Origin of the sequence: Herbihabitans rhizosphaerae (genome assembly GCF_004216555.1) — a bacterium.
Lineage (GTDB): Bacteria > Actinomycetota > Actinomycetes > Mycobacteriales > Pseudonocardiaceae > Herbihabitans > Herbihabitans rhizosphaerae.
Genome location: NZ_SGWQ01000001.1, coordinates 958,096 through 976,745 on the forward strand (window position 1 = coordinate 958,096; position 18,650 = coordinate 976,745).

Here is an 18,650-nt window from a genome sequence, read left to right on the forward strand (position 1 = left end):
TGTGAACATCACGCGCCCGTACGCTGGCTGACATGTGCCGAAACATCACCGCACTTCGCGGGCTGGAACCGCCGGCCACCGCGGAGGAGATCGAGGCCGCCGCCCGCCAGTACGTGCGCAAGGTCAGCGGCGTGCAGAGCGTGTCGGACAAGACGCGCGAGCCGTTCGAGGCCGCCGTCGCCGAGGTCACGGCGACGACCACTCGCCTGCTCGCCGAGCTGCCCGACCGCAAGCAGCCGCCGACCACGGTGCCGCCGCTGCGTCGTCCCGAGGTTCAGGCCCGAATCGCCGCCAAGGCCGCGACCAAGGGCTGATCACGCCGCCGCAAACGCGCGAGTTCCGCGCTGGGACACGGTGAGTCCCGCGCTGTGCATCGTGCAGGGCGCGGGACTCACCGGTGCAGGGCGCGGGACTCGCGATTACGTCGCGGCGATCGGCCAGCGGCACATGCGGTACGGCAGCACGACGCCGCGCTCGTCCAGCATGATCGCCAGCCGGGCGCGCACCAGCCGGTCGAGCATCACGCGCTGCCACTCGTCGCGCGGCACCCCGTCGCCGGAGGCGAGCGCCAGGAACGCCTCGGTCCACTCGCCGGGCACCAGCGTGCGCGCCTTGGGCCGGCCCGGCCGCACGTCCTTGATCACCAGGAAGCTCGGCCCGACGCGGTACCAGCACTGGCCGAACCGGTGCTCCGCGCGCCACGCGCCACCCGACTCGCTGTCCACCACCGACGGTGGCGGCAGGTGCACCACCAGCCGCGACGGCCATGGCAGGTCGCCGCGCGCGGACCAGTCCACGGGCACCAGATTCGACATCGCCTCGCGCAACACGGTCAGCACCAACGCGTCCCGGACCGCTGACTGTCCGAAGTGGACAGTCCGGTCGAACGTGATGCGCTGACCGGCCGCCGCCGCGCGTTCCACCGCGGCGGCGGCGACCCGACCGTGGGGACCTGGGTCGTCGAGCGCGACGGTGACGCTCGCCGGCCACGCCGGCTGCTCGGCCACCGCCCACATCGCGATCAGCTCGGCCGCGGGGTCATCGGCAGTTCGCGATCCATGATCGCCTCCTCCCTCGAGGTGAGATCTTCACCTGCCCCCAGGAGAAAACGGTACGGTGCTCAATGCCGGCACATATCGGCCAAATGGGGCACAGTTAGTAACACCTTGGTCACGTCTATGTGTCCGGTGTATCTGCGCGAATCCCCAGCCATTCGCGGACTTCGCGACTGTCCGTAAACACCCGCCATTCGACGATCTTGTTGTCACGCACAGTGGCTGTCCATATCGCGGGACCGTCGAGTGCCGGCTCCTCGCAAACCGAACGTCCGACTATCGTCACGACCTCACCGTGCGCGCCGATCGAGGTGAAGATGTTCCGATAGTCCGGAAACGATTCGAAGAAACCTCGCCACGCCTCGACGCAGGGGGCCTTGCCCTCGACCGCGGCACCCTCGGTGTCGATGAACGCGTGGTCCTCCGTCATCAAGTCGGACAGGCCGTCCAGGTCACGCCGGGTGATGTTGTCGTTGAACCGGATCGCGATCGAGATCGGGTCGGACCACGGATAGGTCACGGGCGGACTTCCTGATCGGGCACGAACCGGCCGGCGGTCACGAGATAGGTCCAGACGGTCGTCACGGACGGATCCAGGTCTCCGTCACCGTCGAATTTCAGATGTCGCGCGACTCCAGGTTTGTCGTATGTCTTCACGAACCTCAGTACATCCTCGCGATTACGCCGACCGGACTCGATCGCGTCCAGAAAAACCGTCGCCGCGTCGAATCCCTCCGCGGCGAACATTCCCGCCGGCGTGCCGTACCGGGACAGATACTCGTCGGCGAAGACGCCTTTCGTCCTTTCCGCCGGCGCGCACGAGCAGGTGATCACCGCGCCCTGGGCCGCGGGCCCGGCGAGTGTCGCGAACTGCGCGTCGTACACACCGTCACCGGCGACGAACTTCGCGGTCGAGGAGGCCGCGCGCAATTCCCTCAGCAGCGGGCCGGCCTCGGTGTAGATGCCGGCGAAGAACACCGCGTCCGGCGCGGTGGCGGTGATCTTGGCGATCGTGCCGGGAAAGCCGCGTTGCCCCTGCTGCACCGTGTCCGTGCCGACGAGTGCCGGGCCGACCACGCTCTTCACCTTGTCGGCCAGCGCCGTGCCGTACTGGCCGCTGTCGTTGACCACGAACACCTTCGCCGCGCGCGCCACGTCCTTGAGGTACCGCCCAGCGGCGGCCGCCTGTGCCTCGTCGGAGGCCAGCACGCGGTGGAACACCGGCACGCGGCCGGACGCGGTCAACTCGGTCGCCGTCGCGGACGGGCTGATCATCGGGACGCCCGAACTCGCCAGAATCGGCATGATCGCCTTGCTCTCACCGGAAAACGCGCCGCCGATGACACCGACGACATCGCGGTCGGGGACGATCCTGGTCGCCATCGGCACGGCTTTGGCGGCGTCGCCCTGGGTATCGAGCATGACCAGGTCGACAGCGCAGTCGGGCTTGCGCTTGCGGAACTTCTCGACGGCGAGCTTGGCGCCGTTCAGCGCCGGCATCGCGACGGCGGCGAACTGGCCGCTGAGCGCGCCGAGAAACCCGATCCGCGCTCGGCACACCGCGCCGCCGCCCTCGGTGGGCGGAGCCTGCGTCGTTGTCACCGGCACGTCCACAGCGGTGGCGCTGCCGCTCACCTCGTCGGTGCACCCGGCCGCGACCACCCCCACCACGGCGATCACGGAAACCAGCAGCGACGGCGTCTTCACCATGCCTGCCTCACGAGGTGGGAGCGACGACGGACGCCGAATCGTACGCGGTCCGCGCCCGATCTTGGCCGTAACACGAGCACCGCGCCCGGACGAACTCGAAGTACCCGCAACCAATAGCGTGGACGATCTTCAATTGCGCCTGTCAACCGCGCGCGCTGAGGACCTGTGCGAGCGCGTACGCGTCATGAACCACAGCAGTCGCCCCGGCGCTCTGTAGCTCCTCCGAGGTGCTTTTGCCGGTAGCAACCGCGATGACGCGCACGCCTGCTGTCAGCCCCGCGGCGACATCGTTGGGGGTGTCGCCGATCAGTACCGTTGCGTCGTTGGTGAAGGCGACACCAGCGCGTTTGCTGGCGCGTTCCTGGGCGATGGCAACGAGTTCGGCTCGCTCGTGGTGATCATCTCCGTAGGCACCGGCCTCAAGATCGAGAAACTGAACGAGGCCGAAAACCTCAAGCTTGATGCGCGCGACTTCGCGCAGGTTGCCCGTGAGGGCGGTCTGGAAGACGGCGGGATTCGCCGCCAACGTCGCCAAGGTGTCCTTTGCTCCTGGCAAAGTGCGGCCGGTAGTTGCCAGCTCGTCCCGGGCATCCTCATAACCCTGGACAAGGGCCGTCGCCAGTCGTTCGATCATGGCGGCGGTCGGTTCGATGTTGTTGCAGCGCAACGACTCGCGCATGATCTCCAGTTCCGTGCGCCCCGCGATGGTGGCCAGGTTGGTGAGCGGCCGCCCGGTCGCGGCGGGGAAGGCGCGGTCGTAGATGGCGCGGCCGACGCCTCTGGTTTCGATCAGGGTGTGGTCGATGTCCCAGAGGAGCAGCGTGCGGGGCGATTGCTCACGCGCAGTCACCCGGCAAGTCTGCCACCGCCATCCACGCGGCGACGGCCGCGATACGATTTGTCCTGGTCACGGCCCATGAATGGGGACGGCGAAACAGTGACGGACGACCATTTGGCCCGCGTGGTGGGCGATCGGATCCGGTTCTACCGGACGGCCGCCCGCCGGACGAAGACGGTCGTCGCCGGGTTGGTCGGCATCACCCCGGACTACCTGTACCAGATCGAACGCGGCCAGAAGGTGCCCACGATCGAGGTGCTGACTCGGCTGGCCGAGGTGTTGCGAGTTGCACCCGGTGACCTGCTCAACGATCCGCCCGCCGTGCCGCGTCCGCGTGGCACAGGCGCGCCGAGTGAAGCGCTGTTCCAAGCTTTGACCGCACCACCGCCGGCGCCGGCGCCGGCCAACTCCACCGCGCCGCACGTCGGCGATTTGCGCCGCGAGGTGGCCAGCGCGTGGCACACGTGGCAAACCTCGCCGCATCGCTACAGCCGGCTCACCGCCGAACTGCCGGGCCTGATCGCGAGCACCGAAACGGCGCTACGACTGTCACCCGGGATCGAGCAGCGCGAGGCGCATCGCACCGCAGCCGATCTGTACTGCCTCCTGCGAACTGTCACCAAGCGCGTCGGCCGGGGCGATCTGTCGCTGCTGGTGGCGGACCGTGGGCTGCAGGCGGCCGAGACTGCAGACGATCCGATCCGACTGGCAGCCGCTCGGTGGAACTTGGCACAGGTGCTCCTCGCGGACGGGCAAGCTGACGCCGCCGAAGCCGTCGCGCTGCATGCTCGGACCGACGTGCACCACTTGGTCGAGGCCGGCAACGCGGACGCCATGGCCGTCTCCGGCTCGCTGCTGTTGATCTCGGCCATCGCGGCGGTGCGTGGTGGCGACGTCTGGACAGCTCGGGATCGCTTGCGTGAGGCCGTTCCGCTCGCGGATCGTGTGGGCGAACGGAACACCTGTTGGACCGCGTTCGGGCCAACCAATGTTGCGATGTACGCCGTCAGCGTGGAAGTGGAATCCGGCGAGGCGGTGGAAGGTCTGCGTCTGGCCGGGACAATCAACCAGGATCGCTCACCTTCGATCGAGCGGCGGGTCGCCTTTCTACTCGACCAGGCCAAGGGATACGGCCAACGCCGCGACTTTCCCAGCGCACTCCAGATCCTCAAAGCGGCGGAACAGGACGCACCTGAGGACGTCCGCTATCGCCCGGCCGCCCATGCCGTCCTGCGCGCCGTCATCGAACGCGGCCGCCGATCCGTGTCCGCCGACGCGGTCCGACTGGCGACCCGCGTCGGCATGCCGGCCTGACCATCTGGTCGCCCTTCCTACCCGAACTGACAGTTCGGGTTACTAGCGCGTAGCGGCCATACGGTCGCGATCGGTCCCGCCACCAGGTGACTCCCGGGCCGCCAGACCGGTCCCGCGACGGTCGTGGGATCGGTGGTGGGTGCCTTCCACACACGCAATCACGCCACAAGGGATGCCCACCATGACAACCAGAACCATTCCCGCACCACTGGTCTACGGCTATGTGTGCAGCTCGCTGGATCGGCCGGACTTCATCGGCAGTTGCAAGGACACATTGGCCGACTGGTGTGTTCGAGAAGGCTGGCGGCTCGGCGGAGTGTTCACCGATGTTGGCGCGCCACAGGAGAGCGTTGACCGGGTCGCCTTTAGCGGCCTACTGGATGCCTTGAACATGCCGCGCGCCGCCGGCGTTGTCGTGGTGGACGGCGCACATCTGTCGCCCCGTGCCGAAATCGTGTTCAGGCTGGTGCGCCAGATCCGGCAGCGGAATGCAGCGGTACTCGTCATGGACGGCGGTTTGCCAACGGCGGCCGAGCGGCTCTGCCGGGGACAGGCAGTGACGCCGGCATGACGGGGCACACCCAGAAGGATGGCGACTGGCATGACGAACTGGTCCTGCTCAGCGAGTTGTCCGGCGTCAACAAGCAGCTCTCCAACTACGTGCTCCGCATCCTGGACGCCGATGCCGGACGAGCGCCAGAACTGCCCGTCGAGCAGGAACAAGCGCTCGGAAAGCGGCTCGCCGAACTCGGCGCGAATCTGCAGACACGGGCACGGCACCGAATGACTGACGACGCGGCCAGCCCGCAGGTCATCGAGTTCGACGACCAGTCGTGAGTCATGGCGACAAACAAATCCCGACCACGGGCGTGAACGTCGAACGTTTGGCGGAGGCGGAGGGATTTGAACCCCCGGACGGTTTCCCGTCTTCCGCTTTCAAGGCGGATGCATTCGGCCGCTCTGCCACGCCTCCTCGCTCGGGCAGGGTAACCGGAACGGGCGCGCCCGTCGCACCCCGACCTGACCCGCAGTGGACATCGACCGTCCGTTTCGGACAGTGACAGCGAGTTTCACCAGTTCAGGGCCTGGTTGGGGGGTTGTGATGATGAAGGACGAGGAGCATATTGGGGTTATCGGCCGGTTGTCGCGAACCAGGCACACGGCCCGAGGTGTGCCGAACGTGTCGCCAGCCGGGAGAGGGCAGGTGGTGCCGTGGAGATGCATATCGCCGTAGTGGTCAGCCGTTCGCCGCGTCCCCGCGGCTGAGGCGACAGGATTCGACCCAGTCGCGATTGTGAGCGGTGGATCGGGCTTCGAATGTGCGCGTCTTGGTCACGAGATATCCGCACATCGACGCTGTTGAGCGCTACATCGGACCCGCCTCCCGGTGTGCCCGGTAGCGCTCCACGCCGGCCTGAATGACGGCTGACTGAACAGATGGCCTGGGCGCGTGAACCGGCGGGTTCACGCGCCCAGGCCTTTTCACGTGCCGGCCTGGCGAAACCTGGTCGGAGGGGACCAGCCGGATCGCGGCATGCCCGTGGCACCGGTTCTGCCTTATCGTTTACGCGGCTGCGTGAACCCCTCGAGACGTGGAGAGCACCGTGGAGTTCAACGAAGACGTGGGGCTGGACACCTCGCAGGTCGAGGACACCAGAAGCTCTCCAGGAGGGGGTATCGGCGGCCGGGCCGCGCTCGGCGGCGGCGGGATCGGCATCGTCGGGCTGGTGATCTACTTCCTGATGTCGCAGTTCGGCGGCGGTGTCGGGGGCGGCGGCGGAATCCCGCTCGGCAGCACGGGCGAGGTGCGCGACGGCGGCCAGGTGGACAACGCCAACCTCGCCGAGCAGTGCCGCACCGGAAGCGACGCCAACGCCAAGCACGACTGCGCGCTCGTGGCGATCATCAACTCGATTCAGGCCTACTGGAGTGACCAGTTCAGCCGATCGGGTGTCACCTACAAGCCTGCCCCCACCCGCTTCTTCAAGGGCGGGGTCAACACCGGCTGCGGCAGCCAGACCTCCGACACCGGGCCGTTCTACTGCCCGGCGGACCGGAACGGTGACGGCCTCGTGTACATCGATCTCGCGTTCTTCCCGCAGCTGCAGCGGGACTTCGGCGCCAAGGGCGGCCAGTTCGCCGAGGCGTACGTGCTCGCCCACGAGTACGGCCACCACGTGCAGAACCTGCTCGGCACGTCGAACCGGGTGAAGCGCGGCTCCGGCCCCAACTCCGACTCGGTGCGGCTGGAGCTGCAGGCCGACTGCTACGCCGGCGTGTGGGCCAAGCACGCGACCACGACGCCGGTGCAGAAGGGCGGCCGGCCGCTGATCCGCAACGTGTCCCAGGAGGACATCAACGCGGCGATCGACGTGGCGGAGAAGATCGGCGACGACTACATCCAGAAGAATCTCGGCGACGGCACCGTGGACAAGTCCAAGTTCAGCCACGGCAGCTCCGAGCAACGCAAGAAGTGGTTCAACACCGGTATGCAGACCGGGGATCCCAGTCGCTGCAACACTTTCGACACCAACAGCCTCGGCTAGCCGCGGCCGCGTTTCAGCTCGGCGAAGGCATCGACGCCGGCGATCAGCAGCACGGCGTCCCACAATCGGCCGGCGTCCTCGCCGCGCGGCTCGGGTGACACCACCGGGCCGAAGAACGCGATCCGTGGACCGTCCACTGTGGACACCGCGATGACCGGCGACCCGACGTCCGGCCCGGCCAGCGCCATCGCCTCGGCGTTGGCGGTCCGCAGGGCGTCGTCGTACCCGGTGTCCTCGGCCGCGCGGGCCAGCTCGGCGGGCAGGCCGGCGTCGGCCAGCGCGCCGCCGATCGCGTCCCACTCGCCGCGCCCGTGCATCCGCGCGCCCATCGCGGTGAACAGCCGGCCCATCGCGTCGTGCCCGTGATCCTGTTGCGCGGCAAGGCAAACCCGAGCCGGCATGCGCATGTACCGGCCGTAGAGCCCCTCGGGGTCCTCCGGGTCGACCTCCAGGTGCTCGTTCAGCACCGACAGGCACATCGTCCGCCAGCGCACCTGGACCGGGCGCACCTTCGTCACCTCGATCATCCACCGCGACGTGATCCAGGTGTACGGACAGATCGGGTCCAACCAGAAGTCGGCCAACACAGCTCCCATCGTGCCACGACAAAGCCGGGGTCCGTCCACTGTGGACGGACCCCGGCTTCGGGAAACGAGCAATCAGGAAGCCACGTGACCGTGCGCGTCGGCGTGTGCGACCTTCGCCATCCGCATCGAGGCCAGGCGCGCCTGCGCGCGCTGGGCCCTCGGCGGAACACCGTTCACGTCCTCGGTGCTGATCGCGTAGGACGCGGTCACCCAGGCGATCGCGTCGGCGTTGCGGTCAAGCGCCACCCGGTCGAGGTTGCCGAGGTTGTCGCAGGCCGAGTGGTAGCACGGGTCGTAGGCGACACCGGCCCGGCCGCCCCACTTCGCCGCCTGCGCCTCGGTCTTGACGCCCTCGGCACCGGTGAACAGGCCACCGGACGGGATGCCGACCGCGATGAACTCGCCGTAGTCCGAACGCCCGGAGAAGTCCGTGCCCTCGGTCGGCGTGCCGGTGGTGTTCAGGAAGCCGTGGAACGCCTGCTCGATCTGCGCCGAGCCGTACGGGCCGGGGCCGGCACCGGTCTGGTCGGAGTCGTCGCCGTCGTAGACGAAGTACGCCGCGTTCGGCGAGGCGATCATGTCGAAGTTCAGGTACAGCGCGATGTTCAACTGCTCCTCGAACGGCAGCTGCTGCACGTAGTACGTCGATCCGACAAGACCGAACTCCTCGGCACTCCACCACGCGAACCGCACCGTGTTGTTGACCTTCGGCGACCCGCCGAGCTGCAGCGCGGTCTCCAGCAGCGCGCCACTGCCCGAGCCGTTGTCGTTGATGCCGGCGCCCTCGGTGACGCTGTCCAGGTGCGCACCGGCCATCACGACGTTGTCCTTGCGACCGGTCTTGGTCTCGGCGATCACGTTGTAGCTGGTGCGGTCCTCGAGCAGCGCGCGCAGCTCGACGGTGGTGGCCGCACCAGCCTGGCCGATCAGCGCCGCGCCGTCGGCCTGGGTGATGCCGCCGGTCGGGATGGTGCCGACCGCGCCGAGCGTGCCGGCGATCCCGCCGGGCACGTTGTTGTAGATGACCGCGGCGACGGCACCAGCGGCAGCGGCGTTGGCCTGCTTGTCGAAGAACGTGCAGCCACCGCGGCTGATCAGCGCGACCTTGCCGGCCACGTCGACACCCGCGTAGTCGGACGCCTCACAGCCTGGCGTGGCGTCCGCGCCGGCCGGCACCACGGCCAGCGGCGCGGTCAGGCCACCGACCGGGGTGGACGGGCTGTAGGTCATGATCGAGATCGGCACGTTCGTGCCGCCAACGGCCAGCCGCTCGGCGAGCTTCTCGGTGAAGGTGAACGGGAACTCCTGGCGCGTCACGGTGAAGCCCGCTGCCTCGGCCTTGCCGGCGATGTACTCGGCGGAACGCCGGTGCCCCTCGGTGCTCGCCGCGCGAGAGCCGCCGGTGGAGTCCGAGAAGCGCTGCATCGCGATGAGGTGCCGGTTGATGTTCGCGCCCTTGACCTTGTTGACGAGCTGGCGGGCGAGCGCCGGTCCGTCCGGCAGGGCGTCGGCCTTGGCCGGAGCCGCTGAGGCCGGGATCGCGCTGAGGGCAAGCCCGGCGCTCGCCGCGAGTATCGCGGCGCCCACACGGAGCTTGAACGTGGCTGACGGCATGAAAACGGTTCCCTTCTCGGGGTGTCCGACCGCGCATACAGGTGCGCGGATCACTATGTGTCTTCGTGCCACAACGTCACCGAGTTACGCCTGTCACGTTCCCACCATTCCCGTTCGGACTAGTGTGCCCGTATGCGAGCGATCACGATTCGTGAGCCCGGTGGTCCCGAGGTTCTCGAGTGGACCGAAGTCCCGGATCCGTCGCCCGGCCCCGGCGAGGTGCTGCTGGACGTCGCCGCGAGTGCGGTCAACCGTGCGGATCTGTTGCAGCGCAAGGGTTTCTACCCACCGCCTGCCGGTGTGACCGAGGTGCCCGGCCTGGAGTGCTCCGGCACCGTCGCGGCACTCGGCGAGGGTGTCACCGAGTGGCGAGTGGGTGACCAGGTGTGCGCCCTGCTGGCCGGCGGCGGGTACGCGCAGCGGGTCACCGTGCCGGCCGCGCAACTGCTGCCCGTTCCGTCCACTGTGGACCTGGTGAGCGCGGCGGGCCTGCCCGAGGTGGCCTGCACGGTGTGGTCGAACGTGGTGATGACGGCCCGGCTGAGTGCCGGCGAGACGCTGCTCGTGCACGGCGGCGCCGGCGGGATCGGCACGCACGCGATCCAGGTCGGCAAGGCGCTCGGCGCGACGGTCGCGGTGACCGCCGGCTCGGCCGACCGGCTGGCCCGGTGCGCCGAACTCGGCGCGGACATCGTGATCAACTACCGCGAGCAGGACTTCGTGGCGGAGGTGCGCGCGGCCACCGACGGGCGCGGCGCGGACGTCGTGCTGGACAACATGGGCGGGAAGTACTTGCCGCGCAACGTATCCGTGCTCGCCCCGCACGGCAGGCTGGTGGTGATCGGCATGCAGGGCGGGGTCAAGGGCGAGCTGAACCTGGCCGAGCTGCTCGGCAAGTGGGCCACCGTGACGGCCGCGAGCCTGCGACACCGCCCGGTGGACGGCAAGGGCGCGATCGTCGCCGAGGTGCGCGAACACCTGTGGCCGCTGATCGAGAACGGCACGGTGAAGCCGATCACGCACGAGGTGCTGCCGATGGAACGCGCCGGCGACGCGCACGCCGCACTGGACGAGCAGCCGGTGTTCGGCAAGCTCGTGCTCACGCTCGGTTGAGTCGCGCCCGGCGCAGCGGCGCGCCGACCTCGTGCAGATGTCGCAGCACCATGGCGTAGGACCTGATCAGGCCGCACTGGGTATACGGGATGTCGTGCCGTCCGCAGAACTCGCGCACCACGGCCTGCGCGCGGCGCAGATTCGGCCGCGGCATGTTCGGGAACAGGTGGTGCTCGATCTGGTAGTTGAGGCCGCCGAGCAGGAAGTCCACCCACTTGCCGCCGGTGACGTTGCGCGAGGTCAGCACCTGCTTGCGCAGGTAGTCCAGCTTCACCTCGCTGGGCAGGATCGGCATGCCCTTGTGGTTCGGGGCGAACGAGCAGCCGAGGTACACGCCCATCAGCCCCTGATGCACCACGATGAACAACACCGCCTGCCACGGCGAGAGCACCAGGAACAGGGCCGTCAGGTAACCGGCGAGATGCGCGGTCAGCAGTGCGGCCTCGACCGGCATGGCCTTCACCTCGCGCCGGAGCACGGCCTGCACGCTGGCGACGCGGAGCATCACCGCCTCCATGAGCAGCAGCGGGAAGAACAGCACCGCCTGGTGCCGAGCCACCCACCGGCGCACCCCGTGCCTGGTCACCGCCTGCTCGCGGCTGAACGCCAGCGCCGGGATGTCGATGTCCGGGTCGTCGTCCTCGTGGTTGGGGTTCGCGTGGTGCTGGTTGTGTTTGCCGACCCACCAGCCGTAGCTGATGCCGACCAGCGCGCTGTGCACGTAGCCGACACCGTCGTTGGCCTTGCGTGAGCGGAAGATCTGCTGGTGGCCCGCGTCGTGTCCGATGAACGCGAACTGGGTCAGCACGATCGCCAGGAACGCCGCGGTGAACAACTGCCACCACGATTCTCCGAGCAGGACGAACGCGGTGACACCGACGCCGAGCAGCACCACGTTGGCCGCGATGCGTGCGGCGTAATAGCCATATCGCCGCCGCAACAGGCCGGATCGTTTGACCCACCTGGAGAGTTCGGCGAAATCGCTGCCACGACGCGCGGACGAGACACTTTCGGAAAGAACATTCGGAACACTCATGGGAAACATTCTCAATAGCACGAACAGTCACCCAGGGTGTTCCACGACACGGCGGCGCCAAACCTCGTGAAAATGCCGGTGTCCCCACCCGCTGGGAGTGGGGACACCGGCACTCGGTTCACGGCTGGATCAGACAGCGCGGACCTGGACCGCCTGCGGGCCCTTGGGGCCCTCGGTCACCTCGAACTCCACCTGCTGGTTCTCTTCCAGACTGCGGAAGCCGTTGCCGTCGATCTCCGAGTAGTGCACGAAGACATCCGGACCGGCCTCACGGGAGATGAAGCCGAAGCCCTTCTCCGCGTTGAACCATTTGACTGTTCCCTGTGTCATGCTGCTCCTCTACAGGGGCTGAACCGGCGCCGCGACCTGCGGCACCCGTGGTCGGGTTCTCAGACGCGACTTCTCCAGCTTATCCTGCAAGAAACCTTGAAAGCGCCCGCAACATCGTTTCCGCGAGCGTGTCACACACGAACACCAAAACTTACGACCATCCTGTACAACGCGGGCCGCACCCGATTTGTTCCCGCTCCGCTCAGGCCAGTTCTGCCGAGGCACCGACGAGCTGGTCCACTTCGACCGCCGTCGTGTAATGCGCGAGGCCGACCCGCACCGCGCCGCCCACCTCGCTCACCCCGAGTGCCGCGAACACCCCGCTGGCCGTCTCGTCGGCGAACGCGCAGATGCCGCGATCGGCCAGATGCTCCACCGCGTCGGACGCCTTCACCCCGCCGACCGTGAACGCCACCGCCGGGATCTTGCGCATCGCGTCACCGATCACCATCACGTGCCGCAGCCCGCGCAGCTCGCCGATCAGCTTGGCCAGCAGGCCCGCGTGATACGACTTGGCCGAGCCGAGCGAGGTGATCAGCCGCTCCCGGCGCGGCCCGGTGGCGGCCTCGTCCAGCATCGCCAGGTAGTCCACCGACGCGACAAGGCCGGCCAGCAGCGGGTACGCGTGCGGGCCCAGCTCCAACCGCTCCGGCCCGCGCGCGGTCGGGTCCAGCGAGCACAGCGGCAGCCGGTCCAGCAGCCCGGGATCGGCGAACGCCAGCGCGCCGACCGCCGGCCCACCCCACGCGGTCGCGGACACGGCGATCACGTCGGCGCCCATCGCGGCGATGTCCAGCGGCACGTACGGCGCCGCGGCCGACGCGTCCACCACCACCAGCGCGCCCGTGTCCTCGGCCAAGCCGGTGATCTTCGACAGGTCGGTACGGCTGCCGACCACCCCGGAGGCGGCCGTCACCGCGACCAGCTTCGTGCGGTGGTTGACCAGGTTCTCGTACTGCCACGCGGGCAGCTCACACGTCTCGATGTCGATCTCGCCCCAGCGCACCGTCGCCCCGGCGCGCTGGGCGGCTCGCAGCCACGGGGCGATGTTCTCCTGACTGTCCAGCCGCGACACGGCCACCTCGTCGCCGATCACCCAGCCGCTGCCGAGCGCGTCGGCCAGCCGCTGTAGCAGCACGGCCGGGTTCGGTCCGAGCACGACGCCGGCGGGGTCACAGCCCACGAGATCGGCGATCGAGCGTCTTGCCGCGTCCACGATCGCCTCGGCGCGCTGGGACGCCGGGAACACCCCGCCAGGGCCGGAGACAGGCGCGCGCAGAGCGGTCGACACCGCGGTCGCCACCTGCTCGGGGACCTGCATTCCGGCCGGCGCGTCGAGGTGGGTCCAGCCGTCACCCAACGCGGGAATCAACCCGCGGATTCGAGCGACGTCGAATGCCATGGATTACACCGTACGGCCGTCGGCAACCGCCCCTATTCCGGGGGCGGGTGGCCCTCCGGCGCGGCGACTAGGCTTGGTGGCCACGGACCAGGGACGGAGCAGATGAACCAGCCGAACGAGAACCACGGTGAGCGGAACGATCAGCCGAGGCACGTCATGGTCGTCGGGCCGGACGGCTCGCCCCTCGGCGCGGCCAAGATCCCCGAGGAAGGGGCTGGCGAGGCCGGTGAGGTGCTCGGCGAATCCGTCGGAGACCTGGTCGAGCAGCCGGCGAAGGTGATGCGCATCGGCACGATGATCAAGCAGTTGCTCGAGGAGGTGCGCGCCGCTCCGCTCGACGAGGCCAGTCGCACCCGGCTCCGCGAGATCCACAAGCGGTCGATCACCGAGCTGGAGGACGGTCTCGCGCCCGAGCTGCGCGAGGAACTGGAGCGACTGTCGCTGCCGTTCACCGAGGAGGGCGCGCCGTCCGACGCCGAGCTGCGGGTCGCGCAGGCGCAGCTCGTCGGGTGGCTGGAGGGCCTGTTCCACGGCATCCAGACGGCGCTGTTCGCCCAGCAGATGGCCGCGCGGGTGCAGCTGGAGCAGATGCGCCGCGGCGCGCTGCCGCCGGGCACCGGCCTGACCGAGACCCCGGACGGTCCACACATCCGAGGGACGGGCCAGTACCTTTAGCAACCATGATCCGCCGCAGTGCCGCAGCCGTGCTCGTGGGCGCCCTGGGCATCGCGACGGCCGGGTGTGCCGAGTCGGTCGCCGGCACCGCGACGCCCGACCCAGCCGCGACCACCACGACGACGCTCGCCCCGCCACCGGTGACCACGACGCGCGCGCCGGTCACGACGACGACCACGACCACGTCGCGCCGGCCGGCGCCGTTCGGGGACGCGTGCGCGCTGCTCACCTTCACCGAGGTGCGCACCGTGCTGAAGCTCCAGTCCGACAGCCAGCGTGACCCCGGCGCGCGGGTGAGCCTCAAGTGGATCGCGCGCGACTGCCTGTACCTCGATCGCGGCCAGGCCACGGTCGGCCTGCAGGCGTACTACCTCGCCGAGACGCCGCCGGAGCTGCAGCCGGGACCGGCCACCGGCGACATCGTGCTCGAGCAGGTGGCCGGTCTGGGCGTGGCGGCGCAGTTCGTGCGCAACGCGCAGAACCCGAAGACGCACGGCATCCGGGTGGTCACCACGCGGGCCACCGACTCGGTCAACCTGTACCTGACGTACAGCAAGAAAGAGGACGCTCCGCTCAAGAAGCAGGAGTTGATCGCCGCCGCCCGCCTGATTCTGAGCCGGCTCCGATGAGGCCGCGACCGGGACTCGCCGCGCTCACCGCGGCGGCGCTGATCGTGGCCGGCTGCGGCGTGACGGTGATCGGATCGGCGAGCCCCGACCCGGCGGCCACCACGACCACCCCATCCCCGCCGGCCACCCTGCGCCCCACGCCGCAGCCGGTGAACCCGCCGCCGTTCACCGACGCCTGCCCGCTGCTGCCGAGGGCGACGGTCGGCCCGCTGCTCGGCTGGCCGCTGGACGCCGAGCAGGACATGCCGGGCAACCCGAGCCCGAACTCGGTGGTGAAGTCGTGCGCCTACCGGGTCGGCACGAACAACGTCGCGGTGATGAGCGTGGTGCACTACCCGAGCCGCACCGCGTCCGTGCTCATCCGCCAGGTCGTGCAGGGCCAGCGGGACATCGAGCAGGTGCCGGACGTCGGCGAGGGCGCGGTGTTCTTCCAGGACGTCTCGGACGGCACGTTCGGCATGCGCGCGGTGAAACAGCGCGGGCCGGACGCGCTGATGGTGCACGTGCGTTACGTGCCGCCGGGCGGTCAGCAGCCGAACAAGGCGGCACTCGGCAACGCGGTCACCGCCGTGCTGCTCAAGATCCCGTGACGGCCTTCGACCCGATCGGCCGTGGGTGAACCGTGAGTGTGACCCACCATCGCTTCGCAGTCGTACGCGGAATCACCCTCACCTTCTCTGCCACCCGGTGATCTTGTCTGACCTGGGCTTTCTCCGTGGCCGAGGGACTTTAGCGGGCTAAAGTACGCGAAGGGGTGTTGGAGCGGTTGTCAAGTCGTGGGCGTGACGCTCGACCACACCGTGCTGCTGAGCGGCACCGGTACCGGCGCCGCGGCGGGATTCGTCGGCGGCCTGGTGTTCGCGGTCATGTCTTCGGCGTTCCGCGCGGCGATGTGGACGCGGCGCACGGGCGGGAAGGTCGTGAACGGCGGATCAACGAGAACCGCCTCCGCACTGCTCGCCGCGCACGTCAGCGCGCACGGTCCAGACGGCGCGCGAACCGGTGTCACCGGCCAGGAACTGGAGACGCTGCTGCGCTCCCGGCCGGACCTGCTCTCGCTGGTGATGACCGCGGGCAAGCCCGGTCCGTAAGGCGCGGGGGTGCCGCCGGTAGGCTCTGCTGCCGTGCAAGCGACGGCCGAGATCGAGCGGAACGACGCGCCGGCGGCGGCGCCCAGCCGCAGCTGGACGCGGGCGTGGGCGGACATCCGCAACGGCATCGCCCAGCGCGAGCTGTGGGGCCACCTCGGCTGGCAGGACATCAAGCAGCGGTACCGCAGATCGGTGATCGGCCCGCTGTGGATCACGCTCAGCATGGCGATCACCGCGGCCGGCCTCGGATTCCTGTACTCGCAGCTGTTCCACATCCCGGTCGAGACGTTCCTGCCGTACCTGACGGTCGGGTTCATCGTGTGGGGCTTCATTCTCGGCTGCCTCACCGAGGGCGCGGACACGTTCATCACCAACGAGGGGCTGATCAAGCACCTCCCGGCGCCGATCACGGTCTACGCGCTGCGCACGGTGTGGCGGCTGACCCTGATGCTGGCGCACAACCTGGTCGTCTACGTGGTCGTGCTCGCCGTGTTCTGGAGCCACCTGACGCAGCGGTACATTCTCAGCCCGCCCGAGACTCCGAATCCCGAGTGGCATCACGGGCTCGGTTGGGACGCGCTGCTCGCCATCCCGGGTATCGCGCTGATCGCGCTGAACGGCCTGTGGGTGGTGATCCTGTTCGGCATCATCTCCACGCGCTACCGCGACATCCCGCAGGTGATCTCGGCGCTCACCCAGTTGCTGTTCTTCATGACGCCGATCGTGTGGACCACCGACATCCTCAGGAGCCGGGTCGGCGGCGGCGACGGTGGCTGGCGGGAGCTGGTCGCGGAGCTGAATCCGCTGTACCACTACATCCAGATCGTGCGAGCGCCACTGCTCGGCAACAACATGAACTGGCACAACTGGGTCGTGGTGCTGGGGCTCACGATCGTCGGCTGGAGCTTGGCGTTCCTGGCCATGCGCAACTACCGTGCCCGCGTCTCGTACTGGGTCTGAGAGGCGATACGACATGGTCAGCATCGACGTCTGGAACGCCTCGGTCGACTTCCCGATCTTCGACGCGAAGTCGCGGTCGATGAAGAAGGCGCTGCTGTCCAAGGCCGGCGGCAAGATCGGCACGGACAGCAAGGTGCCGATAATCGAGGCGCTGCGGGACATCACGCTGTCGCTCAAGGAAGGCGACCGGGTCGGTCTGGTCGGGCACAACGGCGCCGGCAAGTCCACCCTGCTGCGCCTGCTGTCCGGCATCTACGAGCCGACCCGCGGGCAGGCGGAGATCCGCGGCAAGGTCGCGCCCGTGTTCGACCTCGGCGTCGGCATGGACCAGGAGATCTCCGGCTACGAGAACATCCTCATCCGGGGGCTGTTCCTCGGAATGTCGCGCAAGCAGATGCAGAAGCGCGTCGACGACATCGCCGAGTTCACCGAGCTGGGCAACTACCTGTCGATGCCGCTGCGCACCTACTCCACCGGTATGCGGGTGCGGCTGGCGCTGGGCGTGGTGACCTCGATCGACCCGGAGATCCTGCTGCTCGACGAGGGCATCGGCGCGGTGGACGCGGCGTTCCTGGACAAGGCTCGCGACCGACTGTTCGATCTGGTACAACGCTCCGGCCTGTTGGTGTTCGCCTCGCACTCCGACGATCTACTCCTGGAACTGTGCAGTTCCGCGATCTGGATGGACAAGGGCGAGATCCGTCAGCAGGGCTCCCTGCGCGACGTGTTGACCAGCTACAAGGGCAAGGACCCGTTCGAGAGCGTCAGCCACGAGACGCTGCAGCGACTCGGCCACGAGCCTGCCGCGGCCAACAGCCAGGACAAGGCATGATGCGGACATGACGAGCCAGCAGTCGAGCACACCGGCGGAGATCGTGGTGGCCGTGGTGGTCACCAGACACCGCCGCGAACTGCTCACCGACTCGCTCAAACTGCTGGCCACGCAGACCCGGCTGCCCGATCACCTGGTGGTCGTGGACAACGGCCCGGACGAGCCGGCGCGCGACGTCGTGGAGGCGTGCCCGCTGCCCTCGACGTACCTGCAGTCCAAGCGGAACCTGGGCGGCGCGGGCGGGTTCGCGCTGGGCATCCTGCACGCGCTTTCCCTTGGCGCGGACTGGGTCTGGCTCGCCGACGACGACGGCCGGCCGGCCGACGAGCACGTGCTGGCGACCCTGCTGGACGAGGCCGAGACGCGCGGTCTGGCCGAGGTGTCGCCGGTGGTGTCGAACATCGCGGCCCCCGAGTCGCTGGCGTTCCCGCTGCGGCGTGGCCTCACCTGGAAGCGCACCGCCCGCGAGCTGGGCACGGACTTCCTGCCCGGCATCGCGTCGCTGTTCAACGGCGCGCTGTTCCGGGCGTCCACGCTGGACGTGGTGGGCGTGCCGGACTACCGGCTGTTCTTCCGGGGCGACGAGGTCGAGGTACACCGGCGGCTGGTGCGCTCCGGCCTGCCGTTCGGCACCTGCCTCAAGGTTGCCTATCTGCACCCTGACGGCTCGGACGAGTTCAAGCCGATGCTCGGCGGGCGGTTCCACGCGCAGGACCCCTCCGACGAGGTGAAGCGGTACTACACCTACCGCAACCGCGGGTACCTGCTGTCCCAGCCGGGCATGCGCAAGATCGGCGCGCTGGAGATCATCCGGTTCGGCATGTACTTCCTTGTCACCAAACGGGATCCGCGCGCGTTCGTGCGCTGGCTCAAGCTCGCCCGCAAGGGCCAGCGGGAGCACTTCTACCGCTACTGATC

22 protein-coding genes and 1 tRNA gene are annotated in these 18,650 nt (G+C 68.8%); 13 read left to right on the forward strand and 10 right to left on the reverse strand.

Annotated elements, in window-relative coordinates:
- Positions 1 to 32 precede the first annotated feature (32 nt).
- A complete protein-coding gene (locus EV193_RS04795) occupies positions 33 to 314 on the forward strand; it encodes a DUF2277 domain-containing protein (RefSeq protein ID WP_130342671.1) in 282 nt (93 codons plus the stop codon).
- A gap of 105 nt (positions 315 to 419) precedes the next feature.
- Here EV193_RS04795 and EV193_RS04800 read toward each other — a convergent pair whose 3' ends face one another.
- From EV193_RS04800 to EV193_RS04815, 4 genes are all read right to left on the reverse strand, one after another.
- Positions 420 to 1,016, reverse strand: a complete 597-nt coding sequence (locus tag EV193_RS04800; RefSeq protein WP_130342672.1) for a DUF5825 family protein — start codon at positions 1,014 to 1,016, stop codon at positions 420 to 422.
- A gap of 160 nt (positions 1,017 to 1,176) precedes the next feature.
- Entirely contained in the window at positions 1,177 to 1,575 is a 399-nt protein-coding gene (locus EV193_RS04805; protein WP_165401228.1) for a nuclear transport factor 2 family protein, read from the reverse strand.
- Positions 1,572 to 2,765: a branched-chain amino acid ABC transporter substrate-binding protein gene (locus EV193_RS04810; RefSeq protein ID WP_130342674.1), complete on the reverse strand. Its 1,194-nt coding sequence runs from the start codon at positions 2,763 to 2,765 to the stop codon at positions 1,572 to 1,574. The genes EV193_RS04805 and EV193_RS04810 overlap by 4 nt, the downstream gene beginning before the upstream one ends.
- Before the next feature lie 142 nt (positions 2,766 to 2,907).
- Positions 2,908 to 3,615: an HAD family hydrolase gene (locus tag EV193_RS04815; RefSeq protein ID WP_130342675.1), complete on the reverse strand. Its 708-nt coding sequence runs from the start codon at positions 3,613 to 3,615 to the stop codon at positions 2,908 to 2,910.
- 87 nt (positions 3,616 to 3,702) lie between these two features.
- On the opposite strand from EV193_RS04815, the gene EV193_RS04820 reads away from it, so the two are divergent.
- From EV193_RS04820 to EV193_RS04830, 3 genes are all read left to right on the forward strand, one after another.
- Complete coding sequence (locus tag EV193_RS04820; protein WP_242613136.1) at positions 3,703 to 4,917, forward strand: helix-turn-helix domain-containing protein; 1,215 nt, start codon at positions 3,703 to 3,705, stop codon at positions 4,915 to 4,917.
- Positions 4,918 to 5,098: 181 nt separating this feature from the next.
- Positions 5,099 to 5,488, forward strand: coding sequence for a recombinase family protein (locus EV193_RS04825; protein WP_165401229.1), 390 nt, complete (start codon positions 5,099 to 5,101; stop codon positions 5,486 to 5,488).
- Entirely contained in the window at positions 5,485 to 5,754 is a 270-nt protein-coding gene (locus tag EV193_RS04830; protein ID WP_130342678.1) for a hypothetical protein, read from the forward strand. Before EV193_RS04825 ends, EV193_RS04830 begins: the two co-directional genes overlap by 4 nt.
- 48 nt (positions 5,755 to 5,802) lie before the next feature.
- Here the strand turns inward: EV193_RS04830 and EV193_RS04835 are convergent.
- Positions 5,803 to 5,890: transfer RNA gene (locus EV193_RS04835), tRNA-Ser, on the reverse strand.
- A 631-nt stretch (positions 5,891 to 6,521) separates the two neighbouring features.
- On the opposite strand from EV193_RS04835, the gene ypfJ reads away from it, so the two are divergent.
- Complete coding sequence (ypfJ, locus tag EV193_RS04840) at positions 6,522 to 7,463, forward strand: KPN_02809 family neutral zinc metallopeptidase (protein WP_130342679.1); 942 nt, start codon at positions 6,522 to 6,524, stop codon at positions 7,461 to 7,463.
- Here the strand turns inward: ypfJ and EV193_RS04845 are convergent.
- The gene (locus EV193_RS04845; protein ID WP_130342680.1) at positions 7,460 to 8,059 is read right to left on the reverse strand and encodes a mycothiol-dependent nitroreductase Rv2466c family protein; all 600 of its coding nucleotides are present in this window, start codon (positions 8,057 to 8,059) and stop codon (positions 7,460 to 7,462) included. The genes ypfJ and EV193_RS04845 overlap by 4 nt on opposite strands.
- A gap of 63 nt (positions 8,060 to 8,122) precedes the next feature.
- Entirely contained in the window at positions 8,123 to 9,664 is a 1,542-nt protein-coding gene (locus EV193_RS04850; protein ID WP_130342681.1) for a M28 family peptidase, read from the reverse strand.
- A gap of 132 nt (positions 9,665 to 9,796) precedes the next feature.
- On the opposite strand from EV193_RS04850, the gene EV193_RS04855 reads away from it, so the two are divergent.
- Entirely contained in the window at positions 9,797 to 10,777 is a 981-nt protein-coding gene (locus EV193_RS04855; protein ID WP_130342682.1) for an NAD(P)H-quinone oxidoreductase, read from the forward strand.
- Here the strand turns inward: EV193_RS04855 and EV193_RS04860 are convergent.
- From EV193_RS04860 to EV193_RS04870, 3 genes are all read right to left on the reverse strand, one after another.
- Positions 10,764 to 11,813: a fatty acid desaturase family protein gene (locus EV193_RS04860; protein WP_130342683.1), complete on the reverse strand. Its 1,050-nt coding sequence runs from the start codon at positions 11,811 to 11,813 to the stop codon at positions 10,764 to 10,766. The genes EV193_RS04855 and EV193_RS04860 overlap by 14 nt on opposite strands.
- A gap of 129 nt (positions 11,814 to 11,942) precedes the next feature.
- Complete coding sequence (locus EV193_RS04865; RefSeq protein WP_130342684.1) at positions 11,943 to 12,143, reverse strand: cold-shock protein; 201 nt, start codon at positions 12,141 to 12,143, stop codon at positions 11,943 to 11,945.
- Between the two features lie 202 nt (positions 12,144 to 12,345).
- Complete coding sequence (locus EV193_RS04870; protein ID WP_130342685.1) at positions 12,346 to 13,545, reverse strand: cysteine desulfurase-like protein; 1,200 nt, start codon at positions 13,543 to 13,545, stop codon at positions 12,346 to 12,348.
- A 102-nt stretch (positions 13,546 to 13,647) separates the two neighbouring features.
- On the opposite strand from EV193_RS04870, the gene EV193_RS04875 reads away from it, so the two are divergent.
- The 7 genes from EV193_RS04875 (at position 13,648) to glfT1 (ending at position 18,648) form a co-directional block, all read left to right on the forward strand.
- A complete protein-coding gene (locus tag EV193_RS04875) occupies positions 13,648 to 14,220 on the forward strand; it encodes a bacterial proteasome activator family protein (RefSeq protein WP_130342686.1) in 573 nt (190 codons plus the stop codon).
- Between the two features lie 5 nt (positions 14,221 to 14,225).
- Positions 14,226 to 14,849, forward strand: a complete 624-nt coding sequence (locus tag EV193_RS33135; RefSeq protein WP_165401230.1) for a hypothetical protein — start codon at positions 14,226 to 14,228, stop codon at positions 14,847 to 14,849.
- Positions 14,846 to 15,439, forward strand: coding sequence for a hypothetical protein (locus EV193_RS04885; RefSeq protein ID WP_130342687.1), 594 nt, complete (start codon positions 14,846 to 14,848; stop codon positions 15,437 to 15,439). Before EV193_RS33135 ends, EV193_RS04885 begins: the two co-directional genes overlap by 4 nt.
- Positions 15,440 to 15,631: 192 nt before the next feature.
- Positions 15,632 to 15,940, forward strand: coding sequence for a hypothetical protein (locus tag EV193_RS04890; protein ID WP_130342688.1), 309 nt, complete (start codon positions 15,632 to 15,634; stop codon positions 15,938 to 15,940).
- Between the two features lie 33 nt (positions 15,941 to 15,973).
- A complete protein-coding gene (gene wzm, locus EV193_RS04895) occupies positions 15,974 to 16,900 on the forward strand; it encodes a galactan export ABC transporter permease subunit Wzm/RfbD (RefSeq protein ID WP_242613137.1) in 927 nt (308 codons plus the stop codon).
- 13 nt (positions 16,901 to 16,913) lie between these two features.
- Positions 16,914 to 17,732, forward strand: a complete 819-nt coding sequence (gene wzt, locus EV193_RS04900) for a galactan export ABC transporter ATP-binding subunit Wzt/RfbE (protein ID WP_130342689.1) — start codon at positions 16,914 to 16,916, stop codon at positions 17,730 to 17,732.
- Positions 17,733 to 17,739: 7 nt separating this feature from the next.
- A complete protein-coding gene (glfT1, locus tag EV193_RS04905) occupies positions 17,740 to 18,648 on the forward strand; it encodes a galactofuranosyltransferase GlfT1 (RefSeq protein WP_130342690.1) in 909 nt (302 codons plus the stop codon).
- The last annotated feature ends 2 nt before the right edge of the window (positions 18,649 to 18,650 follow it).